Below are 23,122 nucleotides of genomic sequence, written 5' to 3' on the forward strand. Positions count from 1 at the left end.
ATTACCTGTAACCTGCTTCGCCGGCCGTGTGGAGTTTCGGGCCGCGTTCTTCAATCGGCTCCGGGGCCTGATCGACCGGAACATTAGGCGCATCATGGATGCTTTTGAGAGCGCCAGCCGGATTGTAAGCCCATTTTACCGAATTGCTGATGACTGTCTGAACATTGGCATCGTGATAGGTGGGGTAGGTTTCGTGGCCGGGGCGGAAATAGAAAATATTGCCAGCGCCGCGTCGCCATGTCAGGCCGGAGCGGAACACTTCACCGCCCTGGAACCATGAGATGAAGACGGTTTCGAGAGGTTCCGGCACGGAGAACTGCTCGCCGTACATTTCCTCATTTTCCAGTTCAAAATGCTCCGGCAGACCGGCTGCAATGGGGTGACGAGGGTTGATCGTCCATACGCGTTCACGCTCGCCCGCCTCACGCCATTTCAGCGCGCATGGGGTTCCCATCAAGCGCTTGAACGGCTTGGAGAAATGGCCGGAATGCAGCACGATAAGGCCCATGCCTTCCCAGACGCGCTTCGCAACGCGCTCGACGATCTCATCCTGAACCGCGCCGTGGTCCTTGTGGCCCCACCACACCAGAACATCGGTGCTGTCCAGCCGTTCCTGCGAAAGCCCGTGTTCAGGTTCCTGAAGGGTGGCCGTTGTGGCGTTGATGTCCGGAGTCTTGTTCAGCGCATCGGCAATCGTGTTGTGCATGCCGTTGGGATAGATCGAACGAACCGTTTCGTTGATATGCTCGTGAATATTTTCGCCCCAGACGACGGTATTGATAGTCATGTTATGCTCCTTGATAAAACCGGCGCGTTAAGACGAACTGCCGGTGAAGAGGGTCTTGGATTGTTTACGCGGCACCGCGCGTTTCGATTTTCTGGATTGCGATGCCTTGCGCATCGAAGCGGTGAATATGTTCGGCCACCGGCGAGATGGTAAGTTTCTGGCCGGTTTGGCGGTTGGAAACACCTTCCTCACGCACAACGATTGGCTCTGCCGTTCCCATATCCAGATAGATAAAGCTGTCTGAACCCAACATTTCCGAGTGAATGATCTCGCCCGTCCAGCCGCCTGATCCACCGTCCACGATGATGTGTTCCGGCCTGATGCCGATGGTGTGAGCGCCGTAACTTTCGGCAGGTTTTCCGGTAAGGAAGTTCATTTTTGGAGAGCCGATAAAGCCGGCTACGAATGTGTTGACAGGCGTTTCGTAGAGTTCCAGCGGCGTGCCAACCTGCTCGACACGGCCATCGCGCAACACGCAAATTCTGTCGGCAAGCGTCATGGCCTCCACCTGATCATGCGTGACATAAATCATTGTCGTGTCATGCATACTGCGGTGTAATTTGGCGATTTCGAGACGGGTTGCCACACGCAATGCGGCATCGAGGTTTGATAGCGGCTCATCGAACAGAAACACCTTCGGATCGCGCACGATAGCGCGGCCAATGGCCACGCGCTGGCGCTGACCGCCGGAAAGCTGTTTTGGCAGGCGCTGAAGATAGGGCGTCAGTTGCAGCATTTCCGCTGCTGTTTCGACGCGCTTCCGCCGGTCATTCTTTGTCGAACCGGCAAGCTTCAGGCCGAATGCCATGTTCTCGAATACCGTCATATGCGGATAAAGCGCATAGGACTGGAACACCATGGCCACGCCACGATTGGCCGGGGTGAGCGCGTTGACGACCGCGTTGTCGAAAGACAGTTCGCCGCCGGTGATTTCTTCCAGACCGCAGATGAGGCGAAGAAGCGTGGATTTGCCGCAACCGGAAGGGCCGACGAACACCATGAATTCACCGGAGTGAATATCCATGTCGATGCCTTTGATAACGTCGAAGGCCCCGAAGGATTTGCGAATATTACGCAGTTGAATGCTGGTCATGAAAGTATCTCCTAACCTTTGACGCCGCCAGCCGTAAGGCCGGAGATGATGCGCCGCTGGAAGATCAGAACGAGGATAACGAGGGGGACGGTAACGATGACGGAAGCCGCCATGATCGTTCCCCATGGAATTTCAAATTGTGAACTGCCGGACAGCAGCGCGATTGCCACGGGCACGGTGCGTTGCTCGTTGGATGAGGTGAAGGTCAAAGCAAACAGGAATTCGTTCCATGCCGCGATGAAAGCCAAAAGCCCCGTCGTCACCAGCGCAGGCCACATCAAAGGCATGAAAACCTGCGTGATGATGACCCATGGCGATGCGCCATCCACAATCGCCGCTTCCTCGATTTCCACTGGCAAGTCACGCATGAAGGTTGTCAGAACCCAGACGGTGAAGGGCAACGTGAAAATCATGTAGGAAAAAATCAGCGCAAGCGGTGTGTTGAAGACACCAGCCCAGCGGATGAGTTCGAACAGGCCCGCCAGAACGGCGATCTGCGGAAACATCGATACCGAGAGGATCGTCAAAAGCAGAAGCGAACGTCCTCTGAACCGCACCCGCGCCAAAGCATAAGCCGCTGTGACTGCGAGAAATAGCGACAGAACGACGACGCAGGTTGCGACCAACAGCGAATTGCCCAAATTGCGCAAGAAGCTGTCATTGCCCAACACGTCGCTATAGTTTGCAAAGGAGATGCTCGTCGGCAGGTAGGTGATATCGAATAACGCCGTTCCGGTTTTGAAGCTCGTCAGGATCGCGTAATAAAATGGAAAGATGGCGAAGACGACGATGATGGTGACGAGAGCGTAGAACGCCGTATTTTTGATGAGGTGAGAGGCTGTCATCGTGCTCCTCCATCCGTGTTGACCCGCCCAAGCCACATGTAAATGATGGTGATGGAGGCGATAATCAGGAACAGCATGGTCGATGCCGCTGCGCCATAGGCGAACTTGTCGAAGTCGAACAGGTTTTCGCGGGCAAGAACCGACATGGTTCTGGTCTGGGAATTGTTCGGCGTCAGAATGTAGATGAGGTCGAAGACGCGCATCGCATCCAGCATCCGGAAAATGACCGCAACCATCAGCGCGGGGCGGATCATTGGCAGAGTAACGCGCCAAAAGACCTTGATGGGATGAATGCCATCGACTTTTGCCGCCTCATACATATCCTTCGGCACCATTTGAAGACCGGCCAGAATGAGCAACGCCATGAACGGAGTCGTTTTCCAGACGTCTACGATCAACACGGCGGTCATTGCCGTTTCAGGATTGGCGGTCCAAGCGATTTTTGATGAAATGAGCCCAAGGCTCAGCATCATGTCATTCAAAATGCCGAACTGGTCATTCAACATCCACGCCCACATGCGGGCAGATACGATGGTGGGGATGGCCCAGGGAATGAGAATGGCGGCGCGCACGAGGCCACGCCCTCTGAATTCTGCATTCAGAACCAGTGCAACGATCAGGCCGAGGACGGTTTCCAGGGAAACGGAAACCAGCGTAAATTTCATGGTGTTCCACACGGCACCCCACCAGGCCGGGTCGGCAAGAAGGCCACGGTAAACTGTGCGACCGCTGCTGAGCGTGATCCATGAAAGATAGTTTTTCAGGCCGACGAATTGTGCGCCGGAAAGATTGGTCAAAGACGCATCGGTCAGGCTGAACCACACGGTTCTTACCAGCGGCCAGCCGGCGACGAGCGCAAGCGTCAAAAATGTTGGTGCTAGAAACAGCCAGGCAGAGCGCAGACGTTCCGATTGTAGATCGGAGCCCGTCATGATTGCTGCCGCATGACGGTCATGGGCGGTTTTGGTCATCAAATATTCCCACCGTTTGAAGAGACATCAAGCGGCCTGTGACAGCCGCTTGATGGGTAAAAGCTGAATTACCAGCCGTTGCCCTTGAGGTCGGTGAGTTCGACTTCGAGAAGTTCGAGATTTTCAGCTGCCGAGCCGGTGCCAGAAAGCGTGTTGTGAACAGCACCCCAGAACTTTGCGGACACCTCGTTATATTTCACCTTGGTTGCCGCCGATGGGCGCGGCACGGCGGTTTCGAAGATGGGTTTCCAGAGCGGCATAAAGGGCTGGGCGGCAGCAACGTCCTTGTCGTCATAAAGCGCTGCGATGGTTGGCATGTTCGAAAGTTCCACCGCGCGCTTCTTCTGCGTTTCCGCAGAGCCGAGGAATTTGACCAGCGCAATCGCAACATCCTGATGTTTCGAATATTTGGAGACGGCAACATTCCAGCCGCCCAAGGTCGAGGCGGGTGCTATGCCTTCAGCGCCCGCAGGCAGAGGGACAACGCCGAACTTGCCCTTGATTGCGCTGTCAGCGCCATTGCCGAGTGCATATGTATATGTCCAGTTGCGCATGAAGACAGAATTGCCCGTTTGCCAGATGCCGCGCGCTTCTTCTTCCTTGTAGGCAAGGGCGCCCTGCGGAGAAATCGTGCCGATCCAGCTTTTTGCCATGTCGAGGGCTGCCGCAGCCTTCTCATTGTTGATGCTGATGTCACCATTCGTCTCGACAATGCGCCCGCCGCCGGCAGAGGCGATCCATTCCAGCGCGTTGCAGGTCAGTCCCTCATAGGCGCTACCCTGGAACACGAAGCCCCAGATGTCTTTCAGGCCAGCCGCGCGTTCCTTGTCCTGAATGTCCTTGGCGGTTTCCGCCAGTTCCGTCCACGTTTTCGGTGGCTGCTTGCTGTACTTCTCAAGCAGATCCTTGCGGTAAAATAGGGCCGGAGCATCGGTGTACATCGGCATTGCCACAAGCTTGCCATCCACTGTTTGCGATGCAACGATGGAAGGGAAATGTTGGCCGATGACGTCCTTTGTGGCCTCCGTCAAGTCCACGAACTGTTCTGCCAGCTGCGGTGCCCACACAACGTCTGTCTGGTAAACATCAACATCCGTGTTTCCGGCTGCCAGCCACAGGCGATACTGACTAAACTGCTCGCTCGAAGACGGCGGCATGCTCACAATCTTCACCTTGTGGCCGGTTTGCTTCTCAAACACGCTCACCTGTTCGCGAATGAAATTCAGGCCCTTGCCTGTAGAATTCGCAGCAATCGAAATTTCCGCGGCCTGCGCGGCAAAGCCCGTGGACAACACGCTGCCGCACAAAGCCAAAACTCTCATTGAAATATTCATTGTCAAACTCCTCCATGGCGATTCCAATTATCCTCTAAATTGAAAGCGCTTTCGACTTTTGAAAGCTGTCAAATTCCTGATGACGTGTCAATAGGGTTGTTTTCGTCGCTGTTGTTCGGAGATTTCATAGAGTTTATCGTGATCTGTCAATTTCGTGCTTGAGTCCGAGTCCCATTTCTAATTAACATTTGAAATCGTTTTCAATTTTTGACGTCTTGAAACTTCCCGCATATCGACGCATGCAAGAGAAAACGGCGGGACTTATGAAGCTCAAGGAATTTGCGGAAAAAGTGGGGTTGTCGCCCACAACGGTCAGCCGGGCGCTTGGCGGTTATCCTGAAGTGCGGCAGGAAACGCGCGAACGGGTGATGGAGGCTGCTCGCAAATTTGGTTATCGACCGAATGTGAATGCCGTGCGTCTGGCAACGGGCAAGGCTGGTGCCATCGGCGTCGTTATGGGCCGAAGTGGCAACGGTTATTTTTTCTCAGAATTTATGGGCGGCATGGCCAGCCGTCTGGAGGGTGAGGACACGGATATCGTCGTCAGTGTGACGACGGATAACGATCTCAACGACGAACTCAGAATCTTCAGCAGATTGGCCGCGAGCGGTCGGGTCGATGGCATCATCATCCACTCACCGCGCCCTGATGACGAACGGATAGCGCTTCTGCACAAGCTCGGCATTCCCTTCATCATCCACGGTCGCTCCGATTCGAAATTCGAACATGCCTGGCTGGATATCGACAACCACGCCGTGACTTATCTCTCTACGGTTCACCTGTTGGAGCGGGGGCATCGCAACATTGCGTTCATCAACGGCCCCAAGGGCATGACGTTTGTGATAGACCGCGAAAATGGCTATCGCGATGCGTTGGCAACAATGGATATGGCGCTTGATCCACGCATGGTTCTGTCTGCGCCGTTCAGTGAGGAAACTGCGTTTCAGTTCGCACGATCGCTGCTTGAAAAAGCCTCACGCCCGACGGCTTTCGTTGCCGGTGCCATGATGACGGCGCAGGGGGTGTACCGCGCCGCCAGCCAGCTTGGCCTCACAATCGGCAAGGATGTTTCTGTCATCGCCCATGATGACGTGTTCCCTTATCTGACGCCTGAAAGCATGTTGCCATCGCTTTCAACAACGCGATCTCCGCTGCGAATGGCGGGAGAGCGGGTGACGGATTTGCTGTTGCAAATCATCGCGGGCCGACCTGTTGACGAGTGTCAGGAGCTTTGGCCGGTCGATCTGGTGTTGCGGCAATCGTCCGGGTCGGCAAACTGATATTTTCTTAATGATGTGCCGTAACAAATTGTCAAAAAAGCGTGGTATAAGATTGTTTTAGAATACATCGGTTGTTGCGTTATTCGGAGGGAACACAGCGCCAGCTGATGCGTTAAAAATCGTGAATGGGAGGAAGCCATGTTTGATTTTTTAAAAACCACACCGGACACCGTTAATCACGAAGATGAAACGGGTACTTACGCAGATGCGCTGCTGCAAATGCCTGAACTTCAGGTCAGCAGAACGGTTGCCCGTGAATATGGCCACGACGCCCATTTGCGCGATTATGGCGATAAGCGGGAGATCGCGCGCAACTCCCTCGGTTTTGCCTGATCCGCACTGAATTGGAACTCTTCGCGACGCACATCGTTTACTTCGCGTAAATTGAGATACGGGCAGCACCAAGTTTGAATGGACCTATGTTGGCGAACGCAAGTGGACCAATTGGCGATTTTGGACAGAGTGCTGCCCGTCAGTTTGTTAAATGATAGGTTGATGTGATGAGTGTTATCCCGGTCGAGCCAGTTCCGTCGATGCCGCCTCCCATCGCTCCCATACCAGAGGTTCCGCCAATACAAGAACCCGAGCCCGACATCCTCCCGGATGAGCAACCCGTTCCAAATCCGGACGAAAATGACGAGCCACCAATGGTTCTCTGAGTGGGCAGGCTCACTTAGTTGTGTTCGTATGATTAACGAAGACGTAACGTAAATTCACGACTCTTTGTCCTCGAGGGTGGTTGCCGTCTTGCGGTCAACTTCTCTATGTACGGTTTCGCTTACAGAGGCGGGCAAGGCGTTTTGATGATCAATCCAAATTTTTCGAGGCTCGTTCCAGCGAAGCTTCGAAACATCCTGAACTTATCGAAAAGAGCAACGGCTGTTGCTGTGTTGTGCTGCGCGCTTGCGGCGTGCACATCCATGGGTCTTGATAGCGCCGATAGGGCTCCACCAAAATTGTCGTCCAAAATTGCCGCTGCCATGTCTGCGAAAGGCATGAAAGCGGAAAGTCCCGTTCTTGTCCGCATTTTCAAGCAGGAAAGCGAACTTGAGGTCTGGAAGGTCGACAAGACAGGCGCCTATGCCCTGTTCAAGACCTATCCCATGTGTCGCTGGTCCGGCAAACTTGGACCAAAAACCAAGAGCGGTGACAGGCAGGCACCAGAAGGTTTCTATCATGTCTCTTCGGGCATGATGAACCCGAACTCGCAATATTACGTGTCCTTCAACCTTGGTTATCCCAACCGCCTGGAAGCCGCACTTGGTTATACGGGTGAGGCGCTGATGGTGCATGGCGCTTGCTCTTCTTCCGGCTGTTACGCCATGACGGATCAGCAGGTTGGCGAAATCTATGCAATTGCCGACAGGGCGTTGAAGGGCGGACAGGACCGCTTTCAGGTTCAGGCCTATCCGTTCCGCATGACGACCCGCAACATGGCCGCTTATAAAAACGATCCAAACTTCCCATTCTGGAAAACGCTGAAGGAAGGTTACGATTATTTCGAGCTGACAAAGCGTCAGCCGAAAGTGTCTGTCTGCGGTCGCCGGTACGTGTTCAACAGCGAGTTTGCCAATGGCGAGCCGTCCGACCCGATCGCAAGCTGCCCTCCTGCGATCAACCAAACGGAACCGGCTGTTGCTGCGAAACTGGATGCCGAGCAACAAAAGCTGGCACTGGCCATCAGCGAGGGAACTTCAAGCGTTGCCAACGCTTATGTCGACGGCGGAATGCACCCCAGTTTCCGAGCTTTGTTGAAAAACAACGGCGCAAAAAGCATGGCGGAAAAAGTTTCCGGCACAAAATACCCTATCAGCCGCCCCGAAGCGGCGCTCGCAGACCCATTTGCGGGTGCGAGATGACACATTGACGAGGACATAGATTGTTGAAGCATGACACCACCCGCCGGTCTTTCCTTTTGGGCACAGGAGGTTTGGCAGTAACGGCGCTTGCCGGTTGCACCACCACACCGCGTGAGGCTGCCGTGAATACGAAGCCGGTGGCGGATCCGTTCTACGCAGAAATCTATGGTGCAAAGCCGGACGAGCAGTTCCCTCTACCCGCCATTCCCTACGAGAAAATCAACCCTCGTTTTTACCGCCAGATGGTGGAAAATCCGACGGGAGAACGCCCCGGCACAATCGTCGTGGATACGGCAAACCATTTTCTTTACCTGACCTACGAGAACAATCAGGCGATGCGTTATGGCGTGGGTCTTGGTCGTGCCGGTTTCGAATGGGCGGGCAGGGGCGTCATTCAGTACAAGCGCCAGTGGCCCCGCTGGACGCCGCCAACGGAAATGATCGGGCGCCAGCCGGAGCTTGAACCTTATAGCGCTGCGAATGGCGGTATGGCACCGGGTCTTTCAAACCCGCTTGGTGCACGCGCCCTTTATATCTTCAAGGATGGTGTAGACACGATCTATCGTCTGCACGGTTCGCCGGAGTGGTGGACCATCGGAAAATCGGTGTCGTCCGGCTGTGTGCGTTTGATGAACCAGGACATCATTGATCTCTACAATCGTGTTCCTGACCGTGCACCGATTGTGGTGATGTCTGGTGCGCCTGCCTCACAGGCAGTTGCAATGGCACCGGGGTTCTAATCCAGTCCCTCAGAGCGCCCGCTTGAGTTAGCGGGCGGTGCCGTGTTCTTCCCATTGCACGCAGACAGATGCCCCTTGGGAAGATTGCGTGTTGGACTGGCTGACATTTGCTCGCAGGCTCTGCGCCATGGCGGTGATCAGCCGTGTGCCAAGGCCTGTTCCCTTTGGTGGGTTTTGGACACTCATGCCGATGCCGTCATCTTCCACGATCAGACGCATGGTGTTTTCATGTGTCTTCAAAAGAATGCGGATGTCACCAACCCCATCGGGATAGGCATATTTCAAAGCGTTTGTTGTCAGTTCCGTGACGATAACACCCAGCGCCACGGCCTGATCTGGTGACGCCTTTATCGTTTCCATATCCGTCGTGATACGAATTTTTTCGCTGTCTGGAGCAGACTTGGCGAGATCCTGTATGATTGACGAGAGATAGGCGGAAAGCTCGACCTCGCCGACATTGTCTGCCGTGTAAAGGCTGCGATGGACGCCAGCGATGGCGGAAATACGGCTTTGGGTTTCCAGAAGCGCGGTGCGGGCTTCTTCGGTGGCCACCGCATTCATCTGCATACGGATCATGGCAGAGACCAAAGACAGGCTGTTGGCGATGCGGTGGTTCATTTCCTTTGCCATCAGCTCGGCGCGTTCTTTTGCCTGAACAAGCAGCCGTTCGGCTTCTTCCTTCTCACGGCGAAGCTGGAAGTTCTCCAGCGCCTGCTGAATGGAGTTCAGCAAAAGCGGAAAAAAGTCATCTGCAACATTCTTGATGACGTAATCGGCAGCGCCGGCTTTCAGCGCATCGATGGCAACTTGGGCTTCACTGGCACCAGTTACATACAGAACCGGAATTTTCCGGCAGGCGTCACCAATGCTTTTCAGAAACTGAAGGCCGGTGCCGTTCTGGAAATAGTGATCCAGGACCACAGCATCAAACACACCGGCATTGAACTCCTCTAGGCCAGTCGCGACAGAGGCTGCGTGAACCACAGTTATGTCATGCCGACCAAGCACGCGGGCTGCGAGCTTTGCAAGCGTTGGGTCGTCATCGACATAGAGTATTCGCAACGTCATTAAGCTTTCAAGGAACCTGTATTACGGAGAAGAAGAGGCCGAGGTTTCTGATTGCCGTTGCAAAACCCTCATAGTCGACTGGCTTGGTGATATAGACATTCGCGCCCAGATCATAGCATTTCTGAATTTCCGTCTCATCGTCGGTTGTCGTCAAAACCACAACCGGCATGCGCTTTGTGTGCTCATTGCTTTTGATCTGTTCGAGAATTTTGATCCCTGACATATCCGGCAAATTCAGATCAAGCAGAATCAGAAGGTAGCGGTCCTTGCTGACGAGGCCATCGCGCTCCGGCCCAAGAATGAAATCCAGCGCTTTGTGACCCAGCGTGAAGGGAACGATCTCGTTGTTCACGCCTGCGCGGCGCACATTCTTTTCGATAAGGCGCGCGTGTCCCTCATCGTCTTCGACCATAACGATCGTGACTTCCTGGCCTGTTGCTTTCATATGTCGTTCCCTCGCGTAATTTTCCGCAGATCTGTCGGCAATGTCAGTTGAAAGGTGCTTCCCTTGCCGAGTTCGGATGCGACCGTAATATCTCCGCCTAAATTTCTGATTAGCGAACGCACATGTGCAAGGCCAATGCCTTCGCCCTGCTGGTCCTGCGGTCCGGCACGGCGGAAGAGTTCGAAAATGCGTTCATGATCGTCTTCGGCAATGCCGCGTCCATTGTCGCTGATATCGACCCGTACCGAGCCGCGCCCTTGTGGCAGGATGCGGGCCGATAGTTGCAGCGGTCTTCCGGGCATCTGATATTTGACGGCGTTGTCAAACAGATTGCCAAGGATTTGATCCAGTGAAATCCTGTCACTGATCACGGTGAAACTTTGCACATCCACATCGACGGCGCCGTTGGTGGCGCTGACCTGATGTTGAACGCTGGCCCCTGCCGTGACCAGAAGGTCTTTGATATCGACTTTCTCGGCTTGCAGTTTCCGGCGCCCATCGCGAGAAATTTTGAGGATCGCATTGATGAGTTGGTCCATCTTGCGTGTGGAGGACCGGATGAAACCCATGGCTTCGGGAAGATCTTCTTCGACAGCAATTCTGGCATCTTTGATCTGCTGCTCCGGGATCGCTTTGCCGTCAGCAAGAACGAATGCCTGCACGGGTTTCAGTGAGGCATCGAACTCCGACAGAAAGCCCATGATGTTCACAAGCGGGGCGCGGAGGTCATGGGTGACGATGTAGGCGAAACGCTGGATTTCCTGATTGGCGCGGATCAGGTCTCTGGTTCGCTCATTCACCCGCTCTTCCAGACCCCGGTTCAGCTCATCGACCTCTTCGCGCGAGCGCATGAGTTCGCGGATGTATTTGGTGATGAGCCACAGAGCGCTGCCAACCACGCCTATGATCGCAATTGAGCCAACGATCGTGACCCAGCGCAGGTTTTCTGCTGCTGACAGTTGTTCGGCAACGATGATGCGAAGACGGTCATCCGCCCGCTGCTGATAACCATCCAGCGTTTCGCGTATGTCACGCATATAGACAAGGCCGGTATCACCACGAACGAGATCAACGGCCTCCTGTGTGCGGCCTTCTTTCACAAGGGCAACCGTCTTACCGATTTCTGCCAGTTTGTTATCGATATTGCTTTGCAAACTTTGCAAATCCGGGGCGTATTCGGGGCGAACGCCGACGCGCTCTGCAAGAAGCGCACGTTTTTTTCCAAGCGTTCCCAACGCATCCTGATAGGGAGCGAGGTACTGCGCATCGCCCGTCAAGAGATAGCCGCGTTGCCCGGTTTCGGCATCCTGCACGGTGGTCAGAACGTCGAGGATGGATGCACGTAGGCGACGCAGATCTGCGGTTTCCTGCGAGTATTTGTTGTTGACCTGAACCAACCACAGAGACGTCGCAACCATGCCCAGAAGCAAGGCAACACCTAGTCCCAACATGATAAGCGTTCGACGGACGAACGCAGATAATTTTGCCACCGCTAACCCCGCAGTTTTTAAGAATATGCGTAACTAATGCGTCGAAAGCCTCTTAAGCAAGATGCTTGCGCATGATTGGTTGCGTTGTTCACTTTTATTGAACGAAGTGTCACCCCGCGCTCTCACGCCAATGTGACGGGGTCGTGTGGACTGACCGGTTGCAACGAGGAGAGAAGTCAGAATAGCGTCGTGCGCAGATCACGCGGATTTTTACGCCGCATCGAAAGATATTCTAATTTAGATTTCAAAGGTATAGCGACCAAATGCTACAAACAATGCTGACGACAATTATTGCCTTTCCACTGGCATTGGGTGTTGCAATTGCTCTTTTTTCCCGACGCTTTTTAAACGCTCAAACCGCCGTTCTTGCCCTGCTTGTTCCGCTCAGCGCGGTTGCGATATTTATCGTTCTTGAAGGCGTTCCAGCATTTCCGCCCGTGCGCGCTGTTCACAAATTGCCCTATGTTTTTGCCGTAGGGTCCGTTGTTTTGGCCGCTGCCGCTTGGCGCTTTCGTTCGCGATCCACGGTTTTTGCTGCCGCGGCAGCATTGATTGGCCTCGGATTGCCGGTCTGGTGGATCGGGAAGAATATTCTTGCCAGTAATAACCAGAAACTGATTATCACATTGGCTTTGGTCGCGATCGCCGTTGCGGGTGTCGTCTGGTCTGCCGTACAACGTAAAACGAGTGACGAGGCTCAAAACTCCGTTCTGCCGCAGGCTGTTTTTGCAACATCGCTTGCCACTGCACTTGTTGCCATTCTCGGCGGCTACATGGGCATGGCCATGTTCAACGGTGCGCTCACGGCCCTTTTCGGCGGTTATCTGCTTGTCAGCTATATCAGACATCTGCGCGGCGATGGTTCGGCATTCGCGCTCAGCGGCATCAGTGGCCTGGCATTTGCATGGGTCGCCTATTTGGGCTTGCTGACCACGGCCATGCTTGCACCGGTCGCGTCGTCGGCCGCACTCATTGCAGTGGGCTTAACGCTTGTGGTCGTTCCTCTGTCTTCCGTCTACACGCGCCGTTTCAGTGGGGCCGCCATTTCGGTGCGACCGCTTGTTTATGGTCTCGTGGCAGCCATTCCCGCAATCGCGGGCATCCTCATCGCCGGACTTCAATTTTCTGGCTGATAACCCATCCCGACATGTCGTCGGGCATCTTCCCAATGGAGAATATTATGAAGCTTCTTGCAACGACCGCGGCCCTTTTTGGCCTTCTCGCTGGCACGGCTTTTGCTGCCGACTCTTATGAGATCGATCCAACGCATGCGTGGGTAAACTTCAAGACCAGCCACGCAGGCTGGGCCAATGCCCATGGCGATTTCAAATCGGTTTCCGGCACCATCTCCTTCGATAAGAACGACGTTACGAAAAGCTCGATCGAGCTGAAAATCGATGCGGCCAGCATCGACACCAATCACGAAAAGCGTGACACGCACCTCAAAAGCCCGGACTTCCTGAACGTCGAGGAATTCCCTGAAATCACCTTCAAAAGCACAGCCATCGAAAAGACCGGCGAAAAGACTGCGAAAGTGACTGGCGACCTGACGCTGGCTGGCACAACAAAGCCAGTAACGCTTGACGTGACTTGGAACAATGAGTCCCCGCTGCCTTGGGACGCAAAAACCATCAAGACCGGCTTCTCGGCAACTGGTGGTTTTGACGGTACTGAGTTTGGCATCACCAAGCTGAAGGACTTTGGCCTCGGCCCGAACTTCGCGCTCGACATCGACGTAGAAGCAATCAAGAAATAAGACGCTTGGCTTTATCACTGACCTTTAAGGAAGTGGTTTGGCAAACAATACTAAAGGGCGGCTGCAATCATGCGGCCGCCCTTTTTGTTTTAGGTCTCAATAAACTTTAGAAGGTCAGCATTCAGAACATCGGCATTGAGAGTGAGCATGCCGTGCGAAAAGCCAGGATAGGTTTTCAAGGTGCCGTTTTTCAGCAGCTTGATTGACTTATGTGCGGAATCGGCGATTGGGACGATCTGGTCGTCTTCTCCATGCAGAACCAACGTGGGAACGCTGATGGCTTTTACATCTTCCGTCAAATCCGTCTCGGAGAAAGCTTTAATGCCGTCATAGTGAGCTTTCGCGCCACCCGCCATGCCCTGCCGCCACCAGTTCTGGATCACGCTTTCATCAACTTTTGCGCCATCGCGGTTGAAGCCGTAGAACGGGCCAGCGGCAACTTCATGGTAGAAATGCGCACGGTTGGCGGCCAATGCAGCACGGAAGCCGTCGAAAACCTCGATAGGCAGGCCTTCCGGGTTTGCTGCGGACTTTACCATAATTGGCGGCACTGCAGACACCAGCACTGCCTTCACTGTGCGGCCAGACGGTTCGCCATGTTTGGCGACATAACGGGCGACCTCACCGCCACCCGTTGAATGACCAATGTGGACGGCCTTCTTCAGATCGAGCGCCTCGACGACCGCGAAAGCGTCGGTGGCGTAGTGATCCATATCGTGACCTTCCGATACCTGCGTGGAACGTCCATGACCGCGCCGATCGTGTGCGATAACGCGGTAGCCTTTTGACAGAAAGAAAAGCATTTGAGTGTCCCAGTCATCCGCGCTCAACGGCCATCCATGATGGAACACCAGCGGCTGGGCGTCTTTCGGACCCCAATCCTTATAGAAAATTTCGACACCATCTTTTGTCGTTACAAAACCCATCGAGGTTTCTCCTTACGTTGATAGGTTGATCGATATTTTAGGTATGGGCCGTCGAACGGTTGACGGTCGAATACATGCGAGACCATGAAATGGGGTCTGGGCTGACTGCCGTATAGTCATTCTGCAATAGGGTCGTGACGCTATCTTTTGTGCCAAGGACTATACTAGCGCGGCGCAACCCGCTTGTCTCTATGGTTGAGAGAGGGATTGCGACGCAAAACTATACGCACGCCCTTCTCTCTCCATAGCGAACTTTATAGTCCCATTCCCACGGCCTGTGTCCGGTGTATGCCCTGCGGCACAAACGCGAAATTATCGGCTATTCCTAGAATATTTGCGGCGATGTGTAGCGTGGAGAGCCACATCTCCGTGCCTTGCAGGCTGGGAAGTTGACCGTCTGCGAAAGCAAAGCCGCCGTTTTCCTGCCAGCGCTCTGCACCACGGAGAATGACGCTTTCGGCAATCTCTTCCGCTTGTGTGCGCATAAGGTCGGTTTGCTTCAGGCAAAGCCAGAGTGGGTGGACCGTGTCGAGCAAGTTGCAGGCCGTGTAGGTATCACCTGAAAAGCTGGAATAGTTGCGGTAGTTGGTGATGACCGATGTGATGGCTGCTTCGGGAAAGGGGACGGGCAACCCAAATTGGGCATAGGTGCCGCGTGTCAGGCGGTAAAAACCATTGACAGGCTGTAGCAGTCCTTCTTTTGCGGTGGGTTTGCCCCACAGCCCTGTTGCCCGGTCGGCGTGCATGGTCAACCAGCCGAACAATGCTTCACGCTCCAAACCACCGCTGAAATAACGGCTATTGAAATAAAGCGCAGTGCCTATGGCGTCCACCCGATCTCCCGATCTCCAGGCGCGACTGCTCCATGGCAGTGCGTTTAACCAGGCGCATAGCGACGTCGTATCCAGTTGGACCCCTGAGATGGGGTGCTGCGGATGAGAGCCAAGGACTTCCAGTGCATAACCGATTGCCAGTACGTTATAGAGTGCGGGATAATCCTCGCGAATGTCGGAATTGGCGGCCGGTGGCAGGAAAGGATCGGGAAAGAAACCGGTTGCTGGATCTTGCAAAGACCTCAGACGCGCGATCAAGTCTTCAGCGTCCTGGCCGGTTGGCGCATGGCCAAAACCGGCTGCGATTTCTATGGCATCGCATTGGTGCCGAAGGCTTGCATGCGGTACGCCATCGGCTCCCGCTGAAATATATTGGCCGTCCTTCTGGGCATTCTGAAGGATCGTGCGCCATTGGGATGCGCCAGCTTCGCCGATCCGGTGAAGGGCAGCCACCGCTTCACTGCGGCGGGATTTTTTTGCGGGCGTCTTCTCGCCCCGTTTCCGGATAACTTTGGCAGGCACCCCACCGACGATTGCCATTTCGGGCACGTCTTTTGCGACAACCGATCCAGCCGCAATAACAGCACCTTTACCGATGTTCACACCGTCGAGCACAACGGCATTGGCGCCAATCCAGACATCATCGCCAATCGTAATGCCAAGGCTTTCATGTTTTTGGAGATAGATCGGCACGTCAGGATCATCAAAGCCATGATTGAAGCCCACGATGGAGACCAGCGATGCGATGCGGACGCCGTCCCCACAGGTCACTTTGCCGGAGATGCAGGCGTAAGGATTGACGGAACAATGAGCGCCGAATTCCACATCGCCACGCACAATGGTGTGGCCCGCAATCCAGGAATTGTGGCCCAGTTGCAGCCGGGACGTTAAAATGTTCGCCTGCTGTGCGATGTAAGCCGTCTCGGCAATGTCTGCGCCCGCAACCTCGGAAAGTCTCGCTTTGAATGCACGTTGTGCTGAAGAACGAATATCGTCTGGCTGGCGCTCCCACGTCATGATTTGCAGCAGCGCTTCCCGATCCGGGTGCATGTCCGATGCAATCTGGCTGGCCGCCCGTTCCGAATTCATGTCGATCCTCCCATCTACAATAGTCATCTTCGCCCGGTCGCCAGCCACCAACCCGGCGACGCGACCGAAGCGTCTAGGCTGGGCCGTGATCATGACCCTGCCCAGCCGGAACTACCTTCGCTCGCTTCTGTTTTGACACACGGACGCGGACGTTCATCGACCCAATGCATACAGGTCTTTTGCGATAGTAGGCATTATTTTCTCAGCTAGGCGGCACGCGCTTCGCTACGCACACGCTCCACGATGGCTTTCAACTCGGCGCGTTCGGCTTCATTGAGCGCCTCCACGCCCGGAACACGCACCGGACCGACATCGTTGCCCAGCATGCCAAGCGCTTCCTTCACCACGGTGACATTTGCGCCGTTGAGATATTTGGTGCGCAGAGCTTCAAAGCCCGCAATACCGTCGATGAGATCACGGGCCGTCCTGTAATCGCCTGCTTCGAGCGCGCGATGAATGGCGTGGGACCGTTCCGGGAAGACATTGACGAGGCCAGAGGTAAATCCGCGTGCACCCATCGCATAAAATGCTGGTGCCCAGCCTTCGGCCAAACCACACACCCAGATTGCGGGTGCATCCTTCGTGGCGCGAATAACCTCGGCCAGAAGCATGAGATTGCTAGAAGCGAATTTGATACCGGCGATATTGGGATGCAGTGCCAGTTTGCGGAAATCAGCAACGGAAAAGCTGTCGCTCCGCACATAGGCGATGACAGGAACCGTCGAGAAATCTGCAAGCTCTAGAAAATATTTTGCCTGATAGCTCGGTCCGGCAAAGGGGTCCATGGGATGATGTCCCATAATAGCGCCCGCACCTTCGGCAATCGCATCGCGCGCCAATGCCTTAGCTTCGGTCAGTGAGCGACCAACCGCAGCGCTGACCAAAGCTTTTCCAGCCGCAGCCTTGATTGCCGTTCGGTGTACAAGACGAACTTCGTCCAGCGTTAGGGTGAAGAATTCCCCCGTGTTTCCAGCGGCCATCAGGTTTTGAACCCGTGCCTCCGCGAGTCCCTCGATTAGCGCTGAAAGCTTGGATGTATCGATGCTTCCGTCCGCCGCATAAGGTGTAACGGGCACTCCCGATATGCCCGTAAGCGCCTTGCGGACTTTCTCTATTGCTTCGCTCACCTTAGATCTCCCCCTGACGGTTAAAAACGATGCTCAAGTATGTGTCTCCCGAACGCACGACATGGTCGCGCATCACCCTCTCTGCCTGATCGCTGTTGCCTGAAATAATGGCGGCGACAATGTCCACATGCTCTGCAAGCGCCTTGGCGCGTTCTGACGGGTCCAGATGAATGACTCGACGAATGCTCGCGTCGTAAAACTGCTGACGCTCGATCATGCGAGCCAGATACGGGCACTCCGATGCCACATGGATTTGGTCGTGAAACGTTTCGTTGAGCGTGATGAGATCATCTGCTGCAGCGTTTGCCGTCGCTGTTCGCATCAAATCGACGGTGTGCTCCAGCGCTTCAATCGCGTCTGTTTTCAACCGTTTGGCCGCAAGACGGGCGATCATGGATTCCAGAGCTGCACGGGCAAGGATCATCTCCTCTGCCCAGCTTGCGTCGAAACGAATGATAACGCCGCGTCTGGCAAGCGTTTCAACCAGCCCCTCCGCCTCCAACTGGCGCAGTGCCTCTTTGATAGGTGTGGTGCTGACGCCAAGCTGCTCTGCAAGCTGACGCTCGTTCACGCGCTCGTTGGGAGAAAAACGACCCGACAGAATGGCTGTCCTCAAAGTCCGGTGAACATGGTCGCGAAGCGTGGTTAAGAGCTGCGGATCAAGCCGTGCGATACGGTCGTCCGACGACGGCAAGCCCATAGTCTTGTTCACTGAAAAGACATCCCCAATTGACAACAAACGCGCCACTTGAAATCTGATATATCAGATTTCAAGTGAATGTCGACATGAAATTTTCGCCAAAGACAGTCATAATGGAAGGCTTTGCGGGAGGAGAAAGCAGAAGTTTCGATGTTGGTTTCTTGTAACGATCGTGCTCTTTGAAACGGTAACTGGCTGTAGCTGAAGTTATGCGCCTTCGCGGGATCTGGCTGGCAAATATAGATATTCTCAGCCGTTCGTCCGCCTCTCATCGCGCAGGTTAAGGCTGCCAGATCATATGCACGAGGGGAGGGGCTACCGAAGCCACCTGAAATCCCAGTCGCTCATAAAGCTGCTGGCTGTTGTTGGGGCCGAAGACAGGTGTTGAAATCGTCAGCGGGCGCATGCCCCGTTTGGCGGCGATCTGCAAGCCGCGAACGACGTTGGAGCCAATGCCTGATCCTCTTGCAGCGGAAATGATCTCGATTTCACTGATCCGCCAGTCTGCATATCCAAGGTCTACAACAACCCGCCCAACGCGCTCGCCAATACGCTCGATCAGAAGATCGAGGTGTTCGGGATAAACACTCTCTTGCCCTTGTCGCATGATGGAATATTGCTGCTCATACAAATCCCGAATGAAATCTTTCCTTCCCTACGCCCATGCTAGCCACGGGCGGGCTTGCATGAACAGGTCAAGAAGAAAATCCTCGTCTGAGGCGCGGCAGAAGCGCAGGGCGATACCACCGGGAAGGTCGAATGATCCGTTGAAGCCGTTCATAAAGGCCAACCTTTGGAAAATCAGTGTGGACAGCGGAAAATCAGCCGTCTCTGTGTGAGCGAAACGGGCTGATGTATTTTTGAAATCGTGGAGTGGTACACGTCAGTTGAAGATGATTTCGAGCACAGCTACATCCGGCCGGGTGCTGATGACCCGCCCCACATGTACGGGGCCAAATTCTCCCAAAACTTCATGCCGAATGATGAAAGACCCATGGTTGCCAAGTGGCACATGGCTCTCGGGCGCTTCTAGCAGCATGGTGAAAGCCGTCCTCGCCGTTCCAGGCTTTGTTCCTCGCGGATACATTCGGCAATCTGCAAGCGTCAGTGTCATAAACACTTCGCCATCACTCAGCAGCGAAAAATCACTGCCCATATGAGGAAGAAAAATGTCTGCTGAAAGCAGTTGAATATCCACAACCGCTTCTCCCTCCATTACGCTCGTGTGGGGAATATTCCGTTGATGCAAATAATGAAGTTGATGGCTTGGGAGGAGGGACGAATATCGATTGGAAACCCAGCACCGGTGACACTAACCGCAACGCTGCCCGCCGACCGCAACATCCGGCACTGTCAGGCTCAGGGCTGGAATGGATGGAGAGCCTTCCAGTGTGGCGCTCACGCCGCCAAGTGAGACAGAGTTTGATGTTGTTGAGGAGTAAATCCCCAGTGAAGCTGTGTTTAGAGCCGCCAGATATGCGTCGTTTGTAGGGCCTGATGTCGCAGTCGCTGCTGACACAGCGACCTTCGCTGAAACAGTCTGGTCGCCTGTAACCGCAGAGTTTTCGTGGATAACTCGCAGCCAGCTTCACCGAGTTCGGTGACTCTTCAGATCGCTTGCTACGACAACAATACTCCTACGGTCACATCCACCAACAGCAGGTTCAACAACCGGAGGCGCGTCCGTCACAATCGAAGGAACAGGCTTCTTTATGACAGATAAAGTTACATTCGGTGGGGTGGACGCAACAAACTACACCGTGATCAGTCCCACCAAGATTATCGCCACCGCTCCGCCTCGCGTAGCTGGTGCGGTCGTCGTTAGCGTTAAAAACGAGAATGGTGATGCGACGCAGACACAGAACTTCACTTATACCGCGCCGCTAGAGCTTCTGCCCGTGACCGGAGCGCTGACATCAGGCGTGGTTGGGGTGATTTACAACGCGACAACTTTTTCTACGGCAGGTGGTGCCCCGGCTTACATCTTCGCGCTTTCCAGCGGGTCCACTCTCCCTGTGGGTCTCTCGCTCAATTCTTCGAACGGCCAGATCACCGGAACGCCCACTACGGCAGGTCAATACAGCTTTACAATCACGGTTACAGATTCCGTCACCGCCTCGGTGTCGGCATCTTACACCATGACGATGGACGAGCTTCCGATTGCAGAAGCAGTCACCAAACGCTCGCCGCCAACAGTGAAAACCATCTCATTTCGCTGAACATCTCCGGTGGCACATCTACTTCAGTGACTGTTGCGTCTCAGGCGACAAAGGGCACGGCAACTGCTTCCGGCACCTCGATCACTTACACGCCGAATGCTGGCTATTCCGGCCCCGACAGTTTTACCTACACAGCCACCAACGCAGCCGGTACATCCAGACCTGAAACGGTGACGATTACCGTCTCTCCTCCAATTCTGGCCTTTTTGCCAGCAGCAGGCGCCTTGACAGGTGGAACCCAAGACATCGCTTATTCCGGCGTCACGATTGTTGCCTCCAATGGCCAGGCTAACTACAATTTCGCACTGGCCACCGGCTCGGTGCTGCCTGTTGGCTTGTCGTTAAGTTCTTCCGGCGCAATTACCGGAACGCCGACGGCTGCGGGCACCGCTAACTTCACCATCAATGTCACGGATGCCAATGGCGCAACGGAATCGGTAGGCTACTCCATCGTCATTGGGAGCAACTTTCCGTCGCGCAGGCCGTATCTGCAACGGTTGCCGCAAACAGCGCAGCAAATGCAATTACCGGCACCACGACAGGCGGCGCTCCAGTCTTGTTTGCGATCGCCGATCAAGCCACAAAAGGTACTGCAACTGCGTCTGGCACATCAATCACCTATACGCCCAATGCCGGTTATTCCGGCTCTGACAGCTTTACCTATACCGCTACAAATTCTGCCGGAGCATCCGCACGCGCAACAGTTACGATAACTGTCTCGGCACCGACATTGGCATTTTCGCCAGCAGCGGGCGCCTTGACGAATGGAACTCAAGGTGTCGCCTATTCCGGCGTCGCGATTGTTGCCTCCAACGGTCAGGCCAGCTACAATTTTGCGCTGGCCGATGGCTCGGCGCTGCCTGTGGGCTTGTCGCTAAGTCCTTCCGGTGCAATTACCGGAACGCCGACGACTGCTGGCATCTCTAACGTCACCATTGACGTTATGGATGCCAATGGCGCAACGGGATCGGTCAGCTACTCGATCGTCATTGCCGAGCAGCTTCCCATCGCAGGTTCTGTGTCTGCCACGGTGAATGCGAACAGCACAAACAACCCGATTGTACTGAACCTGTCTGGCGGCACCGCATCATCTTTTGGCATTGCCACTCAAGGGACGAACGGCACGGCAGGTATTTCCGGAACGTCGATTACTTATACACCCGATGCAGGCTATGTTGGCTCTGACAGCTTCACCTATACGGCATCCAATTCCGCCGGTGTATCGACACCTGCAACGGTGACGATAACGGTTGTGGTTCCCACTCTGACATTCTCGCCAATGGCTGGCACGCTGCCAACCGGGCAGGCAGCGGTGAATTACAGTCAAACATTGACAGCGTCTGGCGGAGCCGGTCCCTACACCTACGTGGTGACCGGTGGTGCGCTGCCGGCAGGCCTCGTGCTCTCCAGTGCGGGCGTGCTTGAAGGCACCCCAACTGCTGTTGGACGCACCAGCTTCTCCATAACTGCAACGGATTCTGGCGCCGTCAGCGATAATGCTGCTTACAGTTTGACCATTGATCCACCATCTATCGTCTTCAGCCCATCAACACTGTCAAATGGCATTTTCAATAGCGCCTGTAGCCAAAGCTTTACGGCCTCCAGCGGAAACTCGCCTTATACCTATGCGATTGCGGCGGTTGCATTGCCCAGTGGTCTCACCTTATCCCCCGGCGGGGTCCTCTCTGGCACTCCCGGAGCGACGGGTATTTTTAACGTCACCATTGCCGTCACGGACAGTACCACTGGAACCGGTGCACCTTTCACGACGTCGAGGCCTTACTCCCTCTCGATCAACGACATCGCGCCAGTTGCCAGTAATGTGTCTGTCACAGTCGCTGCCAACTCCACAAGCAATCCTGTCACCTTGGGCATCACTGGTGGTGCGCCGTCCTCCGTGGTTGTTACAGATCAGGCCGCAAAGGGTGTTGCAACTGCGTCTGGCACTTCGATCAGCTATACGCCAAATGCTGGTTACTCCGGCCCTGACAGCTTTGCTTATACCGCGAGCAACAATGCGGGTTCGTCGATAAGTGCGACCGTGACCAATACCGTATCGCCACCGACCTTCGGTGTGTCGCCAGCGACAGGTCCATTGACTGGAGCGACCGAAGGCGCTGCTTACTCCAGTGGCGCAATTTCTGTTTCCAATGGCATGGCTCCATACATTTTCGGACTTGCCAACGGTCATAGTCTCCCGGCTGGCCTGTCGCTCAATTCGTCTTCTGGCGAAATCTTCGGAACGCCGACCGTTGCTGGTAATTCCAGCTTTAGCATCACAATGACCGACGCCAACAGCGCCTCCGGCTCCGTCAGCTATACCCTCGCCATCGCCGAGCAGCTTCCAATCGCTGGGGCGGTATCGAAAACAGTAGCAGCAAATAGCGCGAACAATCCAATCGTGCTGAACCTATCGGGCGGCGTTGCGTCTTCTGTTGCGATTGTGAACCAAGCTGGAAACGGTACGGCAACCGCTTCCGGGACATCCATTACCTACACGCCAAACATAGGCTATACCGGCTCCGACAGTTTTACTTACACGGCATCCAATAGCGCAGGC

22 protein-coding genes and 2 pseudogenes (1 of these 24 running past the window's edge) are annotated in these 23,122 nt (G+C 54.8%); 10 read left to right on the forward strand and 14 right to left on the reverse strand.

Going from position 1 to position 23,122, the window contains the following annotated elements; genetic code table 11:
• Position 1 precedes the first annotated feature (1 nt).
• The 5 genes from RMR16_RS19560 to RMR16_RS19580 all read right to left on the reverse strand — a co-directional run bounded on the left by RMR16_RS19560 (position 2) and on the right by RMR16_RS19580 (position 5,030).
• Positions 2-787, reverse strand: coding sequence for a ThuA domain-containing protein (locus RMR16_RS19560; RefSeq protein ID WP_320198977.1), 786 nt, complete (start codon positions 785-787; stop codon positions 2-4).
• 64 nt (positions 788-851) lie between these two features.
• The gene (locus RMR16_RS19565; RefSeq protein ID WP_320198978.1) at positions 852-1,880 is read right to left on the reverse strand and encodes an ABC transporter ATP-binding protein; all 1,029 of its coding nucleotides are present in this window, start codon (positions 1,878-1,880) and stop codon (positions 852-854) included.
• 11 nt (positions 1,881-1,891) lie between these two features.
• Positions 1,892-2,725, reverse strand: coding sequence for a carbohydrate ABC transporter permease (locus RMR16_RS19570; protein ID WP_320198979.1), 834 nt, complete (start codon positions 2,723-2,725; stop codon positions 1,892-1,894).
• Complete coding sequence (locus RMR16_RS19575) at positions 2,722-3,696, reverse strand: carbohydrate ABC transporter permease (protein WP_320198980.1); 975 nt, start codon at positions 3,694-3,696, stop codon at positions 2,722-2,724. The genes RMR16_RS19570 and RMR16_RS19575 overlap by 4 nt, the downstream gene beginning before the upstream one ends.
• A gap of 68 nt (positions 3,697-3,764) precedes the next feature.
• On the reverse strand, positions 3,765-5,030 hold the full coding sequence (locus RMR16_RS19580; RefSeq protein ID WP_320198981.1) for an ABC transporter substrate-binding protein: 1,266 nt from the start codon (positions 5,028-5,030) through the stop codon (positions 3,765-3,767).
• 263 nt (positions 5,031-5,293) lie between these two features.
• Here RMR16_RS19580 and RMR16_RS19585 point away from each other — a divergent pair, with 263 nt between their 5' ends.
• The 4 genes from RMR16_RS19585 to RMR16_RS19600 all read left to right on the forward strand — a co-directional run bounded on the left by RMR16_RS19585 (position 5,294) and on the right by RMR16_RS19600 (position 8,909).
• Positions 5,294-6,310 (forward strand): substrate-binding domain-containing protein, encoded by a 1,017-nt coding sequence (locus RMR16_RS19585; protein WP_320198982.1) that lies wholly within the window; start codon positions 5,294-5,296, stop codon positions 6,308-6,310.
• A gap of 138 nt (positions 6,311-6,448) precedes the next feature.
• On the forward strand, positions 6,449-6,643 hold the full coding sequence (locus RMR16_RS19590; protein ID WP_320198983.1) for a hypothetical protein: 195 nt from the start codon (positions 6,449-6,451) through the stop codon (positions 6,641-6,643).
• Between the two features lie 470 nt (positions 6,644-7,113).
• On the forward strand, positions 7,114-8,169 hold the full coding sequence (locus RMR16_RS19595) for a L,D-transpeptidase family protein (RefSeq protein WP_413785963.1): 1,056 nt from the start codon (positions 7,114-7,116) through the stop codon (positions 8,167-8,169).
• Positions 8,170-8,192: 23 nt separating this feature from the next.
• Positions 8,193-8,909, forward strand: a complete 717-nt coding sequence (locus tag RMR16_RS19600; RefSeq protein WP_413785964.1) for a L,D-transpeptidase — start codon at positions 8,193-8,195, stop codon at positions 8,907-8,909.
• Between the two features lie 27 nt (positions 8,910-8,936).
• Here RMR16_RS19600 and RMR16_RS19605 read toward each other — a convergent pair whose 3' ends face one another.
• From RMR16_RS19605 to RMR16_RS19615, 3 genes are read right to left on the reverse strand one after another with little or no spacing between them, the layout of a single operon-like run.
• Entirely contained in the window at positions 8,937-9,977 is a 1,041-nt protein-coding gene (locus RMR16_RS19605; protein ID WP_320198985.1) for a histidine kinase dimerization/phosphoacceptor domain -containing protein, read from the reverse strand.
• A gap of 7 nt (positions 9,978-9,984) precedes the next feature.
• A complete protein-coding gene (locus RMR16_RS19610; RefSeq protein ID WP_320198986.1) occupies positions 9,985-10,422 on the reverse strand; it encodes a response regulator in 438 nt (145 codons plus the stop codon).
• On the reverse strand, positions 10,419-11,873 hold the full coding sequence (locus RMR16_RS19615; protein WP_320199018.1) for a sensor histidine kinase: 1,455 nt from the start codon (positions 11,871-11,873) through the stop codon (positions 10,419-10,421). Before RMR16_RS19615 ends, RMR16_RS19610 begins: the two co-directional genes overlap by 4 nt.
• A 314-nt stretch (positions 11,874-12,187) precedes the next feature.
• Here RMR16_RS19615 and RMR16_RS19620 point away from each other — a divergent pair, with 314 nt between their 5' ends.
• On the forward strand, positions 12,188-13,045 hold the full coding sequence (locus tag RMR16_RS19620) for a hypothetical protein (RefSeq protein WP_320198987.1): 858 nt from the start codon (positions 12,188-12,190) through the stop codon (positions 13,043-13,045).
• 47 nt (positions 13,046-13,092) lie between these two features.
• Entirely contained in the window at positions 13,093-13,668 is a 576-nt protein-coding gene (locus RMR16_RS19625) for a YceI family protein (protein ID WP_320198988.1), read from the forward strand.
• Between the two features lie 89 nt (positions 13,669-13,757).
• On the opposite strand, the gene RMR16_RS19630 is transcribed toward RMR16_RS19625, so the two are convergent.
• The 6 genes from RMR16_RS19630 to RMR16_RS19655 all read right to left on the reverse strand — a co-directional run bounded on the left by RMR16_RS19630 (position 13,758) and on the right by RMR16_RS19655 (position 19,541).
• Complete coding sequence (locus RMR16_RS19630; RefSeq protein ID WP_320198989.1) at positions 13,758-14,594, reverse strand: alpha/beta fold hydrolase; 837 nt, start codon at positions 14,592-14,594, stop codon at positions 13,758-13,760.
• A gap of 254 nt (positions 14,595-14,848) precedes the next feature.
• On the reverse strand, positions 14,849-16,516 hold the full coding sequence (locus RMR16_RS19635; protein WP_320198990.1) for an acyltransferase: 1,668 nt from the start codon (positions 16,514-16,516) through the stop codon (positions 14,849-14,851).
• Between the two features lie 206 nt (positions 16,517-16,722).
• Entirely contained in the window at positions 16,723-17,631 is a 909-nt protein-coding gene (locus RMR16_RS19640) for a dihydrodipicolinate synthase family protein (RefSeq protein WP_413785969.1), read from the reverse strand.
• A gap of 13 nt (positions 17,632-17,644) precedes the next feature.
• On the reverse strand, positions 17,645-18,343 hold the full coding sequence (locus RMR16_RS19645; protein WP_320199019.1) for a GntR family transcriptional regulator: 699 nt from the start codon (positions 18,341-18,343) through the stop codon (positions 17,645-17,647).
• A 280-nt stretch (positions 18,344-18,623) separates the two neighbouring features.
• Positions 18,624-18,950, reverse strand: coding sequence for a GNAT family N-acetyltransferase (locus tag RMR16_RS19650; RefSeq protein ID WP_320198992.1), 327 nt, complete (start codon positions 18,948-18,950; stop codon positions 18,624-18,626).
• Positions 18,951-19,226: 276 nt separating this feature from the next.
• On the reverse strand, positions 19,227-19,541 hold the full coding sequence (locus tag RMR16_RS19655; RefSeq protein WP_320198993.1) for a DUF6916 family protein: 315 nt from the start codon (positions 19,539-19,541) through the stop codon (positions 19,227-19,229).
• A 433-nt stretch (positions 19,542-19,974) separates the two neighbouring features.
• On the opposite strand from RMR16_RS19655, the gene RMR16_RS19660 reads away from it, so the two are divergent.
• The 4 genes and pseudogenes from RMR16_RS19660 to RMR16_RS19675 all read left to right on the forward strand — a co-directional run.
• A complete protein-coding gene (locus RMR16_RS19660; protein WP_320199020.1) occupies positions 19,975-20,562 on the forward strand; it encodes an IPT/TIG domain-containing protein in 588 nt (195 codons plus the stop codon).
• Positions 20,563-20,564: 2 nt separating this feature from the next.
• Positions 20,565-21,008, forward strand: a pseudogene (locus RMR16_RS19665) (Ig-like domain-containing protein); the annotation flags it as partial.
• A 77-nt stretch (positions 21,009-21,085) separates the two neighbouring features.
• A pseudogene (locus tag RMR16_RS19670) lies at positions 21,086-21,226 on the forward strand (Ig-like domain-containing protein); the annotation flags it as partial.
• Between the two features lie 93 nt (positions 21,227-21,319).
• Positions 21,320-23,122: the 5' portion of a beta strand repeat-containing protein gene (locus tag RMR16_RS19675; protein WP_432355084.1), read on the forward strand. It continues 942 nt past the right edge of the window; only the first 1,803 of its 2,745 coding nucleotides appear in the window; it begins with the start codon at positions 21,320-21,322; the stop codon falls past the right edge of the window.

It is taken from the genome of Agrobacterium sp. rho-13.3 (assembly GCF_033957765.2).
GTDB lineage: Bacteria > Pseudomonadota > Alphaproteobacteria > Rhizobiales > Rhizobiaceae > Agrobacterium.

What these genes read in the sequence shown, in the direction of transcription:
- RMR16_RS19560 (WP_320198977.1), bottom strand. Translation starts at nt 787, where the DNA reads ATGACTATCAATACCGTCGTCTGGGGCGAAAATATTCACGAGCATATC.
- RMR16_RS19565 (WP_320198978.1), bottom strand. Translation starts at nt 1,880, where the DNA reads ATGACCAGCATTCAACTGCGTAATATTCGCAAATCCTTCGGGGCCTTC.
- RMR16_RS19570 (WP_320198979.1), bottom strand. Translation starts at nt 2,725, where the DNA reads ATGACAGCCTCTCACCTCATCAAAAATACGGCGTTCTACGCTCTCGTC.
- RMR16_RS19575 (WP_320198980.1), bottom strand. Translation starts at nt 3,696, where the DNA reads ATGACCAAAACCGCCCATGACCGTCATGCGGCAGCAATCATGACGGGC.
- RMR16_RS19580 (WP_320198981.1), bottom strand. Translation starts at nt 5,030, where the DNA reads ATGAATATTTCAATGAGAGTTTTGGCTTTGTGCGGCAGCGTGTTGTCC.
- RMR16_RS19585 (WP_320198982.1), top strand. Translation starts at nt 5,294, where the DNA reads ATGAAGCTCAAGGAATTTGCGGAAAAAGTGGGGTTGTCGCCCACAACG.
- RMR16_RS19590 (WP_320198983.1), top strand. Translation starts at nt 6,449, where the DNA reads ATGTTTGATTTTTTAAAAACCACACCGGACACCGTTAATCACGAAGAT.
- RMR16_RS19595 (WP_413785963.1), top strand. Translation starts at nt 7,114, where the DNA reads ATGATCAATCCAAATTTTTCGAGGCTCGTTCCAGCGAAGCTTCGAAAC.
- RMR16_RS19605 (WP_320198985.1), bottom strand. Translation starts at nt 9,977, where the DNA reads ATGACGTTGCGAATACTCTATGTCGATGACGACCCAACGCTTGCAAAG.
- RMR16_RS19610 (WP_320198986.1), bottom strand. Translation starts at nt 10,422, where the DNA reads ATGAAAGCAACAGGCCAGGAAGTCACGATCGTTATGGTCGAAGACGAT.
- RMR16_RS19615 (WP_320199018.1), bottom strand. Translation starts at nt 11,873, where the DNA reads ATGTTGGGACTAGGTGTTGCCTTGCTTCTGGGCATGGTTGCGACGTCT.
- RMR16_RS19620 (WP_320198987.1), top strand. Translation starts at nt 12,188, where the DNA reads ATGCTGACGACAATTATTGCCTTTCCACTGGCATTGGGTGTTGCAATT.
- RMR16_RS19625 (WP_320198988.1), top strand. Translation starts at nt 13,093, where the DNA reads ATGAAGCTTCTTGCAACGACCGCGGCCCTTTTTGGCCTTCTCGCTGGC.
- RMR16_RS19630 (WP_320198989.1), bottom strand. Translation starts at nt 14,594, where the DNA reads ATGGGTTTTGTAACGACAAAAGATGGTGTCGAAATTTTCTATAAGGAT.
- RMR16_RS19635 (WP_320198990.1), bottom strand. Translation starts at nt 16,516, where the DNA reads ATGAATTCGGAACGGGCGGCCAGCCAGATTGCATCGGACATGCACCCG.
- RMR16_RS19645 (WP_320199019.1), bottom strand. Translation starts at nt 18,343, where the DNA reads ATGGGCTTGCCGTCGTCGGACGACCGTATCGCACGGCTTGATCCGCAG.
- RMR16_RS19650 (WP_320198992.1), bottom strand. Translation starts at nt 18,950, where the DNA reads ATGCGACAAGGGCAAGAGAGTGTTTATCCCGAACACCTCGATCTTCTG.